The sequence below is a fragment of the Herbaspirillum sp. CAH-3 genome (genome assembly GCF_009668275.1).
Taxonomy (GTDB): Bacteria; Pseudomonadota; Gammaproteobacteria; order Burkholderiales; family Burkholderiaceae_D; genus Herbaspirillum; species Herbaspirillum aquaticum.
The window spans coordinates 48,215-62,806 of the sequence record NZ_VSWE01000010.1; the positions used below are offsets into that span (position 1 = coordinate 48,215).

General features: G+C 60.5%; 20 protein-coding genes and 1 tRNA gene. 18 read left to right on the forward strand and 3 right to left on the reverse strand.

Features of this window, described 5'->3' with window-relative positions:
• The 10 genes from hisB (at nucleotide 1) to tatC (ending at nucleotide 5,943) form a co-directional block, all read left to right on the forward strand.
• Nucleotides 1–597 carry an imidazoleglycerol-phosphate dehydratase HisB gene (hisB, locus tag FYB76_RS14060; RefSeq protein ID WP_013235995.1) on the forward strand — a complete coding sequence of 199 codons (597 nt, stop codon included), beginning with the start codon at nucleotides 1–3 and terminating at the stop codon, nucleotides 595–597.
• A 61-nt stretch (nucleotides 598–658) separates the two neighbouring features.
• Nucleotides 659–1,297: an imidazole glycerol phosphate synthase subunit HisH gene (gene hisH, locus FYB76_RS14065; protein WP_039783852.1), complete on the forward strand. Its 639-nt coding sequence runs from the start codon at nucleotides 659–661 to the stop codon at nucleotides 1,295–1,297.
• 78 nt (nucleotides 1,298–1,375) lie between these two features.
• Nucleotides 1,376–2,173, forward strand: coding sequence for a 1-(5-phosphoribosyl)-5-[(5-phosphoribosylamino)methylideneamino]imidazole-4-carboxamide isomerase (gene hisA / locus FYB76_RS14070; RefSeq protein ID WP_034330777.1), 798 nt, complete (start codon nucleotides 1,376–1,378; stop codon nucleotides 2,171–2,173).
• Nucleotide 2,174: 1 nt separating this feature from the next.
• Nucleotides 2,175–2,939, forward strand: a complete 765-nt coding sequence (hisF, locus tag FYB76_RS14075; RefSeq protein ID WP_034330780.1) for an imidazole glycerol phosphate synthase subunit HisF — start codon at nucleotides 2,175–2,177, stop codon at nucleotides 2,937–2,939.
• The gene (gene hisI, locus FYB76_RS14080) at nucleotides 2,936–3,439 is read left to right on the forward strand and encodes a phosphoribosyl-AMP cyclohydrolase (protein ID WP_154134042.1); all 504 of its coding nucleotides are present in this window, start codon (nucleotides 2,936–2,938) and stop codon (nucleotides 3,437–3,439) included. The genes hisF and hisI overlap by 4 nt, the downstream gene beginning before the upstream one ends.
• Nucleotides 3,436–3,774, forward strand: coding sequence for a phosphoribosyl-ATP diphosphatase (locus tag FYB76_RS14085; RefSeq protein WP_008332436.1), 339 nt, complete (start codon nucleotides 3,436–3,438; stop codon nucleotides 3,772–3,774). The genes hisI and FYB76_RS14085 overlap by 4 nt, the downstream gene beginning before the upstream one ends.
• A 46-nt stretch (nucleotides 3,775–3,820) precedes the next feature.
• Nucleotides 3,821–4,201 carry a histidine triad nucleotide-binding protein gene (locus FYB76_RS14090; protein ID WP_034330788.1) on the forward strand — a complete coding sequence of 127 codons (381 nt, stop codon included), beginning with the start codon at nucleotides 3,821–3,823 and terminating at the stop codon, nucleotides 4,199–4,201.
• A gap of 71 nt (nucleotides 4,202–4,272) precedes the next feature.
• On the forward strand, nucleotides 4,273–4,482 hold the full coding sequence (tatA, locus tag FYB76_RS14095) for a Sec-independent protein translocase subunit TatA (protein ID WP_039783860.1): 210 nt from the start codon (nucleotides 4,273–4,275) through the stop codon (nucleotides 4,480–4,482).
• Between the two features lie 122 nt (nucleotides 4,483–4,604).
• Complete coding sequence (gene tatB, locus FYB76_RS14100; RefSeq protein ID WP_154134043.1) at nucleotides 4,605–5,129, forward strand: Sec-independent protein translocase protein TatB; 525 nt, start codon at nucleotides 4,605–4,607, stop codon at nucleotides 5,127–5,129.
• A gap of 40 nt (nucleotides 5,130–5,169) precedes the next feature.
• A complete protein-coding gene (tatC, locus tag FYB76_RS14105; RefSeq protein WP_034330794.1) occupies nucleotides 5,170–5,943 on the forward strand; it encodes a twin-arginine translocase subunit TatC in 774 nt (257 codons plus the stop codon).
• 89 nt (nucleotides 5,944–6,032) lie between these two features.
• Here the strand turns inward: tatC and FYB76_RS14110 are convergent, their stop codons facing one another.
• Together FYB76_RS14110 and FYB76_RS14115 are read right to left on the reverse strand one after the other, a co-directional pair.
• Nucleotides 6,033–6,722 (reverse strand): DUF2461 domain-containing protein, encoded by a 690-nt coding sequence (locus tag FYB76_RS14110; RefSeq protein WP_154134045.1) that lies wholly within the window; start codon nucleotides 6,720–6,722, stop codon nucleotides 6,033–6,035.
• Between the two features lie 18 nt (nucleotides 6,723–6,740).
• Nucleotides 6,741–7,922, reverse strand: coding sequence for a Do family serine endopeptidase (locus FYB76_RS14115; protein WP_034330798.1), 1,182 nt, complete (start codon nucleotides 7,920–7,922; stop codon nucleotides 6,741–6,743).
• A 49-nt stretch (nucleotides 7,923–7,971) separates the two neighbouring features.
• Between FYB76_RS14115 and FYB76_RS14120 the strand changes: the two genes are divergently transcribed.
• Nucleotides 7,972–8,736 (forward strand): Nif3-like dinuclear metal center hexameric protein, encoded by a 765-nt coding sequence (locus FYB76_RS14120; protein ID WP_154134046.1) that lies wholly within the window; start codon nucleotides 7,972–7,974, stop codon nucleotides 8,734–8,736.
• Nucleotides 8,737–8,809: 73 nt separating this feature from the next.
• On the opposite strand, the gene mscL is transcribed toward FYB76_RS14120, so the two are convergent.
• Nucleotides 8,810–9,247, reverse strand: coding sequence for a large conductance mechanosensitive channel protein MscL (gene mscL, locus FYB76_RS14125; RefSeq protein ID WP_088756894.1), 438 nt, complete (start codon nucleotides 9,245–9,247; stop codon nucleotides 8,810–8,812).
• Nucleotides 9,248–9,539: 292 nt separating this feature from the next.
• Here mscL and petA point away from each other — a divergent pair, with 292 nt between their 5' ends.
• The 7 genes from petA to FYB76_RS14160 all read left to right on the forward strand — a co-directional run bounded on the left by petA (nucleotide 9,540) and on the right by FYB76_RS14160 (nucleotide 14,577).
• Nucleotides 9,540–10,148 (forward strand): ubiquinol-cytochrome c reductase iron-sulfur subunit, encoded by a 609-nt coding sequence (gene petA / locus FYB76_RS14130; protein WP_034330802.1) that lies wholly within the window; start codon nucleotides 9,540–9,542, stop codon nucleotides 10,146–10,148.
• Between the two features lie 2 nt (nucleotides 10,149–10,150).
• On the forward strand, nucleotides 10,151–11,557 hold the full coding sequence (locus FYB76_RS14135) for a cytochrome bc complex cytochrome b subunit (RefSeq protein ID WP_154134048.1): 1,407 nt from the start codon (nucleotides 10,151–10,153) through the stop codon (nucleotides 11,555–11,557).
• Between the two features lie 23 nt (nucleotides 11,558–11,580).
• Nucleotides 11,581–12,345 carry a cytochrome c1 gene (locus tag FYB76_RS14140; protein ID WP_034330805.1) on the forward strand — a complete coding sequence of 255 codons (765 nt, stop codon included), beginning with the start codon at nucleotides 11,581–11,583 and terminating at the stop codon, nucleotides 12,343–12,345.
• 98 nt (nucleotides 12,346–12,443) lie between these two features.
• The gene (locus FYB76_RS14145) at nucleotides 12,444–13,055 is read left to right on the forward strand and encodes a glutathione S-transferase N-terminal domain-containing protein (protein WP_017453790.1); all 612 of its coding nucleotides are present in this window, start codon (nucleotides 12,444–12,446) and stop codon (nucleotides 13,053–13,055) included.
• A 120-nt stretch (nucleotides 13,056–13,175) separates the two neighbouring features.
• A complete protein-coding gene (locus tag FYB76_RS14150; protein WP_088756896.1) occupies nucleotides 13,176–13,664 on the forward strand; it encodes a ClpXP protease specificity-enhancing factor in 489 nt (162 codons plus the stop codon).
• A gap of 25 nt (nucleotides 13,665–13,689) precedes the next feature.
• Nucleotides 13,690–13,765, forward strand: a tRNA-Thr gene (locus FYB76_RS14155).
• Nucleotides 13,766–13,974: 209 nt separating this feature from the next.
• Nucleotides 13,975–14,577 (forward strand): hypothetical protein, encoded by a 603-nt coding sequence (locus FYB76_RS14160; RefSeq protein WP_154134050.1) that lies wholly within the window; start codon nucleotides 13,975–13,977, stop codon nucleotides 14,575–14,577.
• The last annotated feature ends 15 nt before the right edge of the window (nucleotides 14,578–14,592 follow it).

Sequence of the window (14,592 nt, forward strand, 5' to 3'; positions counted from 1 at the left end):
ATGTCTACACCGAGAACCGCCGAAGTCGTCCGCAATACCAACGAGACGCAGATCCGCGTTGCGATCAACCTGGATGGCACCGGCCAGCAGAAGCTGGATACCGGCGTGCCCTTCCTGGATCACATGCTGGACCAGATCGCCCGCCACGGCCTGATCGACCTGGACATCCACGCCAAGGGCGACCTGCACATCGACGCGCACCATACGGTGGAAGACGTGGGCATCACCCTGGGCATGGCGTTTGCCAAGGCCATCGGCGACAAGAAGGGCATCCGCCGCTACGGCCACGCCTACGTGCCGCTGGACGAAGCCCTGTCGCGCGTGGTGATCGATTTCTCCGGCCGTCCCGGCCTGGAATACCACATTCCCTTTACCCGCTCGATGATCGGTTCCTTCGATGTGGACCTGACCAGCGAGTTCTTCCACGGTTTCGTCAATCATGCGCAGGTGACCCTGCACGTGGACAACCTGCGTGGCGTGAATGCCCACCACCAGGCCGAAACCGTGTTCAAGGCCTTCGGCCGCGCGCTGCGCATGGCCGTGGAACTCGATCCGCGCGCTGCGGGTACGATTCCGTCCACCAAGGGCAGCCTGTAAAACGCAGGGTATCGCTAACTCATCTGGGTTTTCCGGCGCGCGAGCGCCGTTCAATGTCGCCATGAATAAAATTGTTGTAGTCGATTACGGCATGGGCAACCTGCGCTCGGTGGCGCAGGCGCTGCGCCATGTCGCGCCTGAAGCCGACGTGCGCATCTCCGGCGAGGTCGCCGATATCCGCGCCGCCGACCGCGTGGTCCTGCCCGGCCAGGGTGCCATGCCCGATTGCATGCGCAGCCTGCGTGAATCGGGCGTGCAGGATGCGGTCCTGGAAGCGTCCCGTACCAAGCCGCTGTTCGGTGTGTGCGTGGGCGAGCAGATGCTGTTCGACTGGAGTGAAGAAGGCGACACGCCCGGCCTGGGCCTGTTGCCCGGCAAGGTCGTACGCTTCGAGCTCGAAGGCGTGCGCCAGGATGATGGATCGCTGTTCAAGGTGCCGCAGATGGGCTGGAACCATGTGCACCAGACCAGCGCCCATCCGCTGTGGGAAGGGATCGCCGATAACGCCTTCTTCTATTTTGTCCACAGCTATTACGCCGTCCCGGCCGAATCGTCGCAGATCGTTGGGCAGACTCCCTATGGCCGTGACTTCGCCTGTGCCGTGGCCCGCGATAATATCTTTGCAACCCAGTTCCACCCGGAAAAAAGTGCCTCGGCGGGTTTGCAGCTGTATCGGAATTTCGTACACTGGAAACCTTGATTTTTTGCCTTTCAGGCAAGAACCTCGCCGCAGACCGTCGCCAACCCTTCTTTTTTACTGACTAGTCATCCCCTAGCCATGCTGCTCATACCCGCCATCGACCTGAAAGACGGTCATTGCGTACGCCTCAAACAAGGTGATATGGACCAAGCCACCGTTTTCTCCGAAGATCCGGCGGAAATGGCCCTGCACTGGCTCAAGCAGGGCGCGCGCCGCCTGCACCTGGTGGACCTCAACGGTGCCTTCGCCGGCAAGCCCAAGAACGAGGCGGCGGTCAAGGCCATCTTGAAGGCGGTCGCCAGCTTCGCCGAAGAGAACGACGTCGAGGAAATCCCGGTGCAACTCGGTGGCGGCATCCGCGACCTGGACACCATCGAACGCTACCTGGACGACGGCCTCTCCTACATCATCATCGGCACCGCCGCGGTGAAGAATCCCGGCTTCCTGCATGACGCCTGCAGCGCTTTCCCCGGCCAGATCATCGTGGGCCTGGATGCCAAGGACGGCAAGGTTGCCACCGATGGCTGGAGCAAGCTGTCCGGCCACGAAGTGGTGGACCTGGCGCAGAAGTTCGAAGGCTATGGCTGCGAAGCCATCGTCTACACCGACATCGGCCGCGACGGCATGATGGGCGGCGTCAACATCGAGGCCACGGTGCGCCTGGCCCAGGCCGTGACCATTCCCATCATCGCCTCCGGCGGCGTGCACCATGTGGGCGACGTCGAGGCGCTGTGCCGGGTCGAGGATGAAGGCATCGAAGCCGTCATCTGCGGCCGCTCCATCTACGAAGGAACGCTGGACCTGCGCAGCGGCCAGGATCGTGCGGATGAACTGACGCGCGAACTGGAAGCCAACCGCCTGTCCGGCAGCAAATAACATGGCCCTTGCAAAACGCATCATCCCTTGCCTGGACGTGACCGCGGGTCGCGTGGTCAAGGGCGTCAACTTCCTGGAGCTGCGCGATGCCGGCGATCCGGTCGAGATCGCGCGCCGCTACGATGAGCAGGGTGCCGATGAGCTGACCTTCCTCGACATCACCGCGTCCTCCGATGGCCGCGACCTGATCCTGGACATCATCGAAGCCGTAGCCTCGCAGGTCTTCATCCCCCTGACGGTGGGTGGGGGCGTGCGCGCGGTGGAAGATGTGCGTCGCCTGCTCAACGCCGGCGCCGACAAGGTCGGCATCAATACCTCGGCCGTGACCAATCCGCAGCTGGTGGCCGATGCCGCCAACAAATATGGCTCGCAATGTATCGTGGTGGCCATCGACGCCAAGCGTGCCGGCGACGGCAAGTGGGAGGTCTACACCCACGGCGGGCGCAAGGCCACTGGCCTGGATGCGGTCGAATGGGCGCGCAAGATGGCGCAGCTGGGTGCGGGCGAGATCCTGCTGACCAGCATGGACCGTGACGGCACCAAGAGCGGCTTCGACCTCGACCTGACCCGGTCGGTCTCGGAAGCGGTCAGCATCCCCGTGATTGCTTCGGGTGGCGTGGGCGGCCTGCAGGACCTGGCCGACGGCATCACCAAGGGCAAGGCCGATGCGGTGCTGGCCGCCAGCATCTTCCACTATGGCCAGCACACCGTGCAGGAAGCCAAGCGCTTCATGGCCGACCAGAACATTTCCATGAGGCTGGCATGAGCATCAGCGCCAAATGGCTCAACAAGGTCAAATGGGACGAAGTCGGCCTGGTGCCGGTGATCGCCCAGGAAGTCGGATCCAATGATGTGCTGATGTTCGCCTGGATGAACCGCGAGGCGCTGGCGCGCACCGTGGAGATCGGCCAGGCGGTCTACTGGAGCCGCTCGCGCAAGAAGCTCTGGCACAAAGGTGAAGAATCGGGTCATTTCCAGAAAGTGCACGAAATCCGCCTGGACTGCGACGAAGATGTGGTGTTGCTCAAGGTCGAGCAGGTGGCCGGGATTGCCTGCCATACCGGCCGTCATTCCTGCTTCTTCCAGAAATTCGAAGGCAGCGCCGACAGCGGCGAATGGGTCACGGTGGAGCCGGTCCTGAAGGATCTGCCGCCCGGCGCCGGTGGCGGTCCCGCGACCGCAGCGGCCGCTGAGCCGGCTGCCAAGCCCAAGCGCGTGCGCAAGACGATCCCCAAGCCCGTGGACAGCGACAAGACCCCATCATGAGTGAAACCCTGAAGCGACTGGCCGACGTCATCGAGTCGCGCAAGCTGGCCAACGGCGGCAATCCCGAGAAATCCTACGTCGCCAAGCTGTTCTCCAAGGGCGATGACGCCATCCTCAAGAAGATCGGCGAGGAAGCCACCGAAACGGTGATGGCCGCCAAGGATGCCCGCGTCTCGGGCGACAAGTCCAAGGTGCTCTACGAGTGCGCTGACCTGTGGTTCCATTCCATGGTCCTGCTGGCGCAGTTCGAGCTGAGCCCGCAGGATGTGCTCAACGAACTGGCGCGCCGCGAAGGCCTCTCGGGCCTGGAAGAAAAGGCTGCCCGCAAGGACTGAACGTCCTGCGCACTTCCCCATCCCCTTGTTTCCCAGGAGTACGGCGTTGGATAATTGTATTTTCTGCAAGATCGCAGCAGGCCAGATTCCCTCGAAGAAGATCTACGAGGACGAGGACCTGATCGCCTTCCACGACATCAACCCGGCCGCGCCGGTGCATTTCCTGATCGTTCCGCGCCAGCATGTGGCAACGCTGGCCGATTGCGGTGAGCAGCATGCCGCCTTGCTGGGCAAGATGCTGGCCCTGGCGCCGCGCCTGGCGGCCGAGCAGGGCTGCGGTTATGGGGTTGACGCCGAAGGCAAGCCCACCGGCGGTTTCAAGACCTTGGTCAACACCGGACCGGATGGTGGCCAGGAGGTGTACCATCTGCACATGCACGTGATTGGCGGCCCGCATCCCTGGCGGGTACGGTTCGTGCAACAATAAGGATTCGCCGGCCCGGGGGCTGGCAGGTTTCACTTGTACACAGGGCAGGGATGTCCGCTTAGGAGAAGAGAATGGGTTCGTTCAGTATTTGGCATTGGCTGATTGTTCTGGTGATCGTGATGCTGGTCTTCGGCACCAAGAAGCTCGGCAACATGGGTTCCGACCTGGGCAAGGCAGTCAAGGGCTTCAAGGATGGCGTCAAGGGTGGCGAGGAAGATCCGGCCAAGAAGGACCCGGCCATTGACGTGCAGGCCAAGGAAAAGGACAAGTCCGGCAGCTGATCAGGCCGCCCGCCAGCCCTCCTGGCGGGCATGCATGGGCCCGCATCATGATTTGCAGCGGGCACTCCCGTCTTCAAGCGCATGGCGCGCCCGCGTTGTCCTCTTAATGTCCACACAGACTCATGATTGATATCGGCCTTACCAAGCTGGCCTTGATCGGCGTGGTCGCGCTGGTCGTGATCGGCCCCGAGCGCCTGCCCAAGGTGGCGCGCATGGCCGGCACCCTGTTCGGCCGCGCCCAGCGCTACATCAACGACGTCAAGTCGGAAGTCAGCCGCGAGATGGAGCTCGACGAGCTGCGCAAGATGCACAAGGATGTGCAGGACGCCGCCAGCGACGTCAGCAACAGCATTCACAAAAGCATGTCCGATACGGAAGCGTCGATCAATGACGCCTGGAACGGCGGCGACGATTCCCCGGTGTCCGACAGCAGCAGTGCCGGCAACAGCTGGACCCGCACGCCCGACCCCTCCCTGCATGCGATCAAGGCCAAGGCCTTCCGCCGCAAGAAGCTCTCGCGCACCACCGGCGTGCCGGCCTGGTACAAGCACCAGAGCGGCCACAAGACCCGCGTGATCTCGGCCTCGGCACGGGTGGCCAAGTATCGCCGTCCGGTCGGTGTGGGCAAGTCGGCAGGTTTCTTCTAATTTGGCGCAGCGCGTCTCACTTCATCAGAATTCCGACCCCATGGCTGAAGAAAACACCCAGGCCGAAGACACCTTCATCTCGCACCTGATCGAATTGCGCAGCCGTATCGTCAAGGCGGCCGCGGTGGTGCTGGTGGTGTTCCTCTGCCTGATGCCGTTCGCGGCCCACATCTTCGACGTGCTGGCCGCGCCGATGATCCATGCGCTGCCCGCCGGCAGCAAGATGATCGCCACCGGCGTGATCACCCCCTTCCTGATCCCCATCAAGGTCACCATGCTGGTGGCCGTGCTGATCTCCTTGCCCTGGGTGCTGTACCAGCTGTGGGCCTTCGTGGCGCCCGGCCTGTATGCGCACGAGAAGCGCCTGATCGCGCCGCTGGTGATCTCGTCCTCGCTGCTGTTCGTGGCCGGGGTGGCGTTCTGCTACTTCTTCGTCTTTGGCGTGGTCTTCCCGTTCATCAACAACTTTGCGCCCAAGTCGGTCTCGGTGGCACCGGACATCGACAGCTACGTCGACTTCGTGCTGACCATGTTCGTGGCTTTCGGCGTGACCTTCGAGGTGCCGGTGATCGTGATCGTGCTGGTGCGCATGGGCCTGGTGCCGCTGGCCAAGTTGAAGCAGATCCGTCCCTACGTGATCGTCGGTGCCTTCATCATCGCCGCCGTCGTCACGCCGCCGGACGTGATGAGCCAGCTGATGCTGGCCGTGCCGCTGGTACTGCTCTACGAAGTGGGCCTGCTGGTGGCACCGATCTTCGAGCGTGCCACGCGTGCACCGGATGCGGAACCTGGCAGTTCCGTGCCTACCGAATAAGCCTGGCGACTCCCGAATAAACAAAGCCCGCTCGATGATGAGCGGGCTTTGTTGTTTCTGGCGTCAGCAGAGGCTGCCGGATGAAACCTTCACTCTTCCATGGTCACCAGCGGAATTTCGCGCAGCCATTGCACCAGCGGATAGGCATCCTTGAAGCCTTCCAGCACCTGCTTTCCAAGGTCGGCCGGAATCTTCTTGCGGATGTCTTCTTCGGTCCAGACGATGAAGCTCTTGAGCTTCACATACTCGATATTGGGGGTGTCCGGATCGAAGCCCTTGGGCGGGCGCTGCAGTTTGCCTTCTTCCTGCAGGTCGCAATATCTCGCAACAAGCTTCTTGTTCTTGCGCATCTTGGTGAAGCCCGCTGCATCCTCCACCACGCGATTGCGGATGGCGCGCAGGCGCGGCGTCGGCGGCAGGTATTCGCCGCCGGCGATGAGCAGTTGTCCCGCTTCATTGATGTGGAAGTAGTAAGCCGGACCACCGCCCTGGCTGGGCTTCTTCAATCCGCTGGCAGTGATGGCCGCCGAGAAGTGGGTCTTGTACGGGCGCTTGTCATGCGAGAAGCGCATGTCGCGGTTGATGCGGAACAGCGCCTTCTTCGGATTGCAGCCCGCGATGGCCGGATCGAACTTGCTGATCTCGGCGATGAGCTTGATGGTCAACGCCAGGAATTCCTCGCGCAGGATGTCATAGCGCGGCTTGTTCATGACGAACCAGGCGCGGTTGTTGTTTTCGGACAGTTCCCCGAGGAACTGGATCAGGTCACGCACATGCATGGATCGGGCTCTCCTGGCTCATTCTTCGTCGGCATCATCGTTCTTGGGCGGCGGCGGACGCTTGCCCACGGTGATGTTCAGCTTGGTTTCCTGTGCCTTGCGCAGCACCGTCATGGCGATCTGCTGGCCCGGCGTCAATTGCGCGATGACGTTGAGCATCTCGGTGGTATCGGCCACCGGCTTGTCGTCGATGCTCACCAGGATGTCGCCCGGACGCATGCCCGCGCGGTCAGCCGGACCGCCCTTGAGCACGCCGGCGATGATGGCGCCGGTCTTCTTGCCCAGGCCGAAACTCTCGGCCAGCTCCGGCGTGATGTCCTGCGGTTCCACCCCGATCCAGCCGCGCACCACCTGGCCGTGGCTGATGATGGCTTCCATCACGGTCTTGGCGGTGGACATCGGGATTGCAAAGCCGATCCCCAGGTTGCCGCCGGTGCGGGAATAGATGGCCGTGTTGATGCCCAGCAGGTTGCCATTGGTATCGACCAGCGCACCACCCGAGTTGCCGGGATTGATGGCGGCATCGGTCTGGATGAAGTTCTCGAAGGTATTGATGCCCAGGTGATTGCGGCCCAGCGCCGAGACGATGCCCATGGTCACCGTCTGGCCCACGCCGAAGGGGTTGCCGATGGCCAGCACGACGTCGCCCACCGAGCTGTTTTCCGGATGGCCCAGGGTGATGGCCGGCAGGTTCGGCAGGTCGATCTTGATGACCGCCAGGTCCGTCTCGGGATCGATGCCGACCACCTTGGCACTGGCCTTGCGGCCGTCGGCCAGGGCCACTTCGATCTTGTCGGCGGCTTCCACCACGTGGTTGTTGGTGAGGATGTAGCCTTGCGGGCTGACGATCACGCCCGAACCGAGGCTGGATTGCTTGTCATCCTGCTGCTGTTCGTCGAACTGGTCGCCGAAGAACTTGCGGAAGAACGGATCGTTCTGGAAGGGGCTCTTCTGCGGTCGCGCTTCGGTCGTGGTGAAGATATTGACCACCGAGGGCATGGCCTGGCGCGCGGCATGGCGATAGGAGTCCAGGGCGGGCGCGGCGGGTGTGGCTTCCTGCATCTGGATGGTGGACTGGGCAGGGCGTGCACGCGAAGTGAAGGATCCGGACAGCCAGTCCGGCTTCAAGGTCGCTACAATGAACCACACCGCCAGACCCACTGTCACGGTCTGGGCAAACAACAGCCATAAACGTCGCATAAAAGAATTCTTGGTATTTGGATTGAAAATCTGATCGGATGAGGAAGAGATGACCCGCCACATTAGCAGAAACGAGTTCGCAGTCTATCTGGGGCAGACCCTTAACGCGGCGCAATATCGCGATTATTGCCCAAACGGCTTGCAGGTGGAAGGGCGCGCCACCATTGGGCGCGTGGTCAGCGGCGTCACGGCCAGCCTGGCCCTGATCGAGGCGGCAGTGGAATGGCAGGCCGATGCCATCCTGGTCCATCATGGTTACTTCTGGCGCGGTGAAGACATGCGCGTGATCGGACAGAAGCAGCGGCGCCTGAAGCTGCTGCTGGGGCATGACATCAATCTGTTCGGCTATCACCTGCCGCTGGATTCCCATGCGGAACTGGGCAACAACGCGCAACTGGCCAAGCGACTCGACTTTGACGCCACTGGCCGCTTCGGTGAGAACGACATCGGCTGGCTCGGGCGCTGCCATGCACCCTCCGTCAAGACGGCCGCGGACCTGGCGATGCTGATCGAAAAACGCCTGGGACGCATGCCCCTGCTCATCGGCGATCCGCAGCAGGCCATCGGGCAGGTCGCCTGGTGTACCGGTGCGGCGCACGGCATGCTGGGCGACGCCATTGAAGCCGGTGCCACCGCCTACATCAGCGGCGAGATTTCAGAACCGACCGTGCACCTCGCACGCGAGACCGGCACCGTCTATCTGGCCGCCGGTCACCACGCCACCGAGCGCTATGGCATCCAGGCGCTGGGGGAGCACGTGGCCAGCCACTTCGGTATCGAGCATCGCTTCATCGATATCGACAACCCCGTGTGAGAGGCGGGGCTGCTATGCATGCTGCTTCACTTGCCGTGTGAGGCAAGTGAAGCATTCTTGGGCAGGATGGGCGTCAGGCCTGCTTCTTGAGCGAATCGCGGATTTCACGCAGCAACAGCACGTCTTCCGGCGTTGGTGCCGGCGCAGCCGGTGCGGCTTCTTCATGCTTGGACGCCAGGTCGCGCGCCTTGTTGATGGCACGCACCATCTGGAAGATGATGAAGGCCAGGATCAGGAAGTTGATGAAGATGGTCAGGAAGTTGCCGTAGGCGAAGACTGCGCCGGCCTTCTTGGCTTCCGCCAGGGGCAGGCCATAGGCTTGGCCGTTCAGGGGCAGGTAGTAGTTGGCGAAATCCAGGCCGCCGAAGATCTTGCCGACGATGGGCATGATGATATCCTCGACCAGGGAGCTGACGATCTTGCCGAAGGCCCCGCCGATGATGACACCGACGGCCAGGTCGACCACGTTTCCCTTGATCGCGAAGGCGCGAAAATCCTTGAGCATGCTCATCCCTGGTTTCTCCTTTGAAAGTTGCTGTTTAAACATGAGGCGGGCTTACAACGGGTTATATCCTGCCCGGCAGCAAAAGTAAATCGGACAAGCACTGACGCCGCACTGCAAAAAAACTGAGAACGAGAGCAGATTGACAAGGGGTTGCGCTGCGTCAAATGTTCATTTTCGCAAGCCTGTACCATACCGGCCGTTAGCTACAAAACCCTATTCAGCTTATATATAATCAAAAAGTTGCATGAGGGTCACTTAGAAGGTCCACGCTAACTTACATTTGGAGATTGGGGTCTTTATGACTGACGAGAATCAGGTCGACGCGAGTCGACGAGGTTTGCTTGTTGCGACTTGTGCGGCCGGAGGTGTAGCGGGTTTGGCCACCGCTGGAGCATTCGTCTCCACCCTGCAACCTTCTGAACGCGCCAAGGCAGCAGGCGCACCGGTGGAAGTGGATATTTCTTCACTGGCTCCCGGTGAAATGCGCACCGTTGAGTGGCGCGGCAAGCCGGTCTGGATTCTCAAGCGCACCCCCGAAATGATCGAGTCCCTCAAGAAGACCGATGGCGAGGTGGCCGATCCCAATTCCAAGCGCACCGATTTCTCCGAAACGCCCGATTACGCCCTCAATGAGTGGCGTTCGCTGCGCAAGGACATCCTGGTCGTGGTCGGCATCTGCCCGCACCTCGGCTGCTCCCCCAGTTCCCGCTTCCAGAGCGGCCCGCAGCCCTCGCTGCCGGACGACTGGCATGGCGGCTTCCTGTGCCCCTGCCACGGCTCGACCTTCGACCTGGCCGGCCGCGTGTACAAGAACAAGCCGGCGCCGGACAACCTGCAAGTCCCGCGCTACATGTTTGAAGGCGATAACAAGCTCGTCATCGGCAAGGACGAGAAAGGGGAGGCCTGATCATGGGAGCATTTCACGAAAAGAAGCTGCCGGACGATGCGCCGGTAGCAGCCAAGGCCCTGAACTGGGTCGATTCGCGCTTTCCGCTGACGGCCACCTGGAAAGCCCACCTCTCCGAATACTACGCCCCGAAGAACTTCAACTTCTGGTACATCTTCGGCTCGCTGGCACTGCTGGTGCTGGTGATCCAGATCGTCACCGGCATCTTCCTGGTGATGCACTACAAGCCGGACGCCAACCTGGCCTTCGCCTCGGTCGAATACATCATGCGTGATGTGCCCTGGGGCTGGCTGGTGCGCTATATGCACTCCACCGGCGCTTCGGCCTTCTTCATCGTGGTTTATCTTCACATGGTGCGGGGCCTGCTGTATGGCTCCTACCGCAAGCCGCGCGAACTGGTGTGGCTGTTCGGCGTGGGGATCTTCCTCTGCCTGATGGGTGAAGCTTTCTTCGGTTACCTGCTGCCCTGGGGGCAGATGTCCTATTGGGGCGCACAGGTGATCGTGAACCTTTTCGGCGCCATTCCCTTCATCGGCCCGGACCTGTCGCTGCTCATTCGCGGTGACTATGTCGTTTCCGACGCCACGCTGAACCGCTTCTTCTCCTTCCACGTCATCGCCATTCCGCTGGTGCTCATCGGGCTGGTGGCTGCGCACATCATCGCGCTGCACGAAGTGGGTTCCAACAACCCGGACGGCGTGGAAATCAAGGAAAAGACCGATGATCGTGGCGTGCCGCTGGATGGCGTGCCTTTCCATCCGTATTACACGGTGCATGACATCTTCGGTGTCTCGATCTTCCTGCTGGTGTTTTCGGCCGTGGTGTTCTTCGCGCCGGAAATGGGCGGCTACTTCCTGGAGTACAACAACTTCATCCCGGCCGATTCGCTCAAGACCCCGCCGCACATTGCACCGGTCTGGTACTTCACGCCGTTCTACTCGATCCTGCGTGCGACCACGGCGGACTTCATGGGCTGGCTCATTGCCGGGGTGGCGTGCTATGTCGCCCTGCTGGTGTTCAAGTCGCGCCTGACGGCCAAGATGAAGATCGTGGCCATCGTGATCGGCCTGGCCATCATCGCCGGCATGCTGGTGTTTGATGCCAAGTTCTGGGGCGTGGTCCTGATGGGCCTGTCGGTGGTGATCCTGGGCGGCTTGCCGTGGCTGGATCATTCGCAGGTCAAGTCCATCCGCTATCGTCCCAGCTGGCACAAGTACGTGTACCTGGTCTTTGCCATCGCCTTCGTCATCCTTGGCTACCTCGGCGTGCAACCGCCGACGGCCATCGGCACCACCGTCTCGCAGGTGTGCAGCTTCATCTACCTCGGCTTCTTCCTGCTGATGCCCTGGTGGAGTGCTGCCGGTACCTTCAAGTCGGTGCCCGAGCGCGTCGTCTACCATCCGCACTAAGCCAGCCGCCAAAGGACAAGAACATGACATTGCTCAAGAAAGTGATTGCCGCGCTGGCCTTGCTGCCGGCGCTGGCCTGCGCCAACGAAGGGGGCTTCCCGCTGGATCATGCCCCGGACCGTACCAAGGATGTTTCCTCGCTGCAAAACGGGGCCAAGCTGTTCGTCAACTATTGCCTGAACTGCCACTCCGCCTCGGCCATGCGTTACAACCGCCTGCGCGACATCGGCCTGACCGAAGACCAGATCAAGAACAACCTCTTGTTCAGTGGGGAGAAGGTCGGCGACCTGATGAAGATCTCGATGTCGCCGCAGGACGCCAAGGCCTGGTTTGGCGCAACGCCGCCGGACCTGTCGGTGATCGCCCGGGCCAAGGCATCGGAGGCCGGCAGCGGTCCGGACTGGATTTATACCTACCTGCGCAGTTATTATACGGACGACAGCCGCCCCACCGGCTGGAACAACATGCTCTTCCCCAACGTCGGCATGCCGCACGTGTTGTGGGAATTGCAAGGTATCCGCAAGGCCAAGTTCGTCGAAGAGAAGGATCCTCACGACGCGAACAAGACCATCCACAAGTTTGCCGGCTTCGAGCAAGTCAAGCCGGGCAAGATGAGCGCGGCGGAGTATGACAACAATGTCGCCGATCTCGTTGCCTATTTGCAATGGATGGGCGAGCCGGCGCAGAATACGCGCAAGCGGCTGGGTGTCTGGGTGTTGTTGTTCCTGGGAATCTTCTCGGTATTGGCGTGGCGTTTGAACGCGTCCTATTGGAAGAACATCAAGTAAAAACGTACAATCACGTATCCGCGCAGTTTTTGCGGAATTGCGTATCGGGGTGAGCGTTATGCGTCTCGCCCCCCTTTTGTTTTTAGGGCTCTGAAAAAATGATGGTTCTCTACTCGGGCACGACCTGCCCATTTTCGCAACGTTGCCGCCTTGTCCTGTTCGAAAAGGGCATGGATTTCGAGATCCGCGACGTTGACCTCTTCAATAAGCCGGAAGACATCTCGGTCATGAACCCGTATGGCCAGGTGCCCATCCTGGTGGAGCGTGACCTCGTCTTGTACGAATCGAACATCATCAATGAGTACATCGATGAGCGTTTCCCGCACCCGCAGCTGATGCCGGCCGATCCGCTCATGCGTGCGCGTGCGCGCCTGATGCTGTTCAACTTCGAGAAGGAATTGTTCGTTCACGTGCACACCCTGGAAAATGAAAAGTCCAAGGCTGCCGAGAAGAACCAGGAAAAGGCCCGCCACGAGATCCGTGACCGCCTGACCCAGCTGGCACCGCTGTTCCTGAAGAACAAGTACATGCTGGGCGACGAGTTTTCCATGCTGGACGTGGCCCTGGCCCCGTTGCTGTGGCGCCTGGATCACTATGGCATCGAGCTGTCCAAGACGGCGGCGCCGCTGATGAAGTATGCCGAGCGCATCTTCTCGCGTCCTGCCTACATCGAAGCGCTGACCCCGTCCGAAAAGGTCATGCGCCGTTAAGCAGTACCGGCTGCACCGCCGCCTGGGCGGGGGTGCAGTTCCCGGAAGTTCAGATTGCTTTCCACCCCGGCCTTGCCGGCAGATGCGGTTATTACCGGCGCATCGCACACCACACCAGTCATGCCAGAAGTCTCCACCAAGCCTTACCTGCTGCGCGCCATCTATGAGTGGTGCACCGACAATGGCTACACGCCGCACATCGCCGTGGTCGTCGACAGCAGCACCCGCGTGCCGATGCAATTCGTCAAGAATGGCGAAATCGTCCTCAACATCAGCTTCGAGGCCACCAGCGGCTTGAAGATGGAGAACGACAACATTCACTTCAGTGCCCGCTTTGGTGGTGTTTCGCGCGATATCCTGATCCCTGTGGAAAACGTGATCGCCATTTACGCCCGTGAAAACGGCCAGGGCATGGCGTTTGAAGCTCCCGTGCCGGCCACGGCCGAGGAGGCCCAGCAGGCTCCTGAGCAGGAAAGCAGTGCGCCTGTGCTGTCTTCGGTACCTGTTTCCGAACCTGAAAAGAAGCCCGCCGAGGGTAGCGACAAGGGCGACGATGATCCGGAACCACCGAAAAAGGGTGGCCGTCCTGTACTGACACGCATCAAGTAGGCTATAATCGCCGGCTGAAGTTTTTGCTGGCTTAGCTCATCTGGTAGAGCACCTGACTTGTAATCAGGGGGTGGCGGGTTCAAGTCCTGCAGCCAGCACCAGTATCTAAAAGGCTCTCCGACCGGAGAGCCTTTTTATTTTGCTCCGCAATTCTTCTTTTGCTCCGCAATTCAGACAGTTAGCTGAAATTGCTCAAAATCACTCGTATTCCGCGAATAGCATCCAGACGTATTCGTCCGCTAAGATTTATTGGCATTGCGCTATCATCAGCCAAGCTCAGCTGAGCCGGAAAATAATTCAAAGAGGGGCTATGACATTCGATATTGACGTTGCGGCCAAACTGGTCTCCACGCTGGTAACAGTTGTTTTGGCAGTGGTGAAACTCATCGCCGATAAGAGGCCGCGCCTGGTCGCTTATTTCGGCCATCGGTCAGAACATCATGTGAAGCAGAAGGTTGCAGCAAATGGAGATGTGACGCAGCCACCATTTGAAGTTTATACACACAGCGTTGTCATCGCCAATGTAGGTAAAAAGACCGCGTTTAACATCAGGCTGGGTCATCAATACATGCCGGATTCCGTGACTCTGTATCCCTACAGCACACCGTTTAAGATCGAACATAATGCAGATGGTTTTGCGGAGCTGCTGATTCCAACCCTAGTTGCGAAGGAGGAGGTGACCGTTTCCTATCTCTATTTCCCCCCGATAACGTGGCACAAAATCAATACCTATGTAAAGTCGGATGAAGGATCCGCGAAAGTCTTTGAGCCGGTGAGATACGAACCGCCGTCTAAATCCAAGATACGGGTCGTGATCCTACTCATGCTGATGGGCGCATTCACTCTGACGTATGGGATCATTCGAGTTGCTTACTGGCTCGGTACGTATCTCTACAACCTGCAAGCAACATGACAAAAGGCCGCCTTT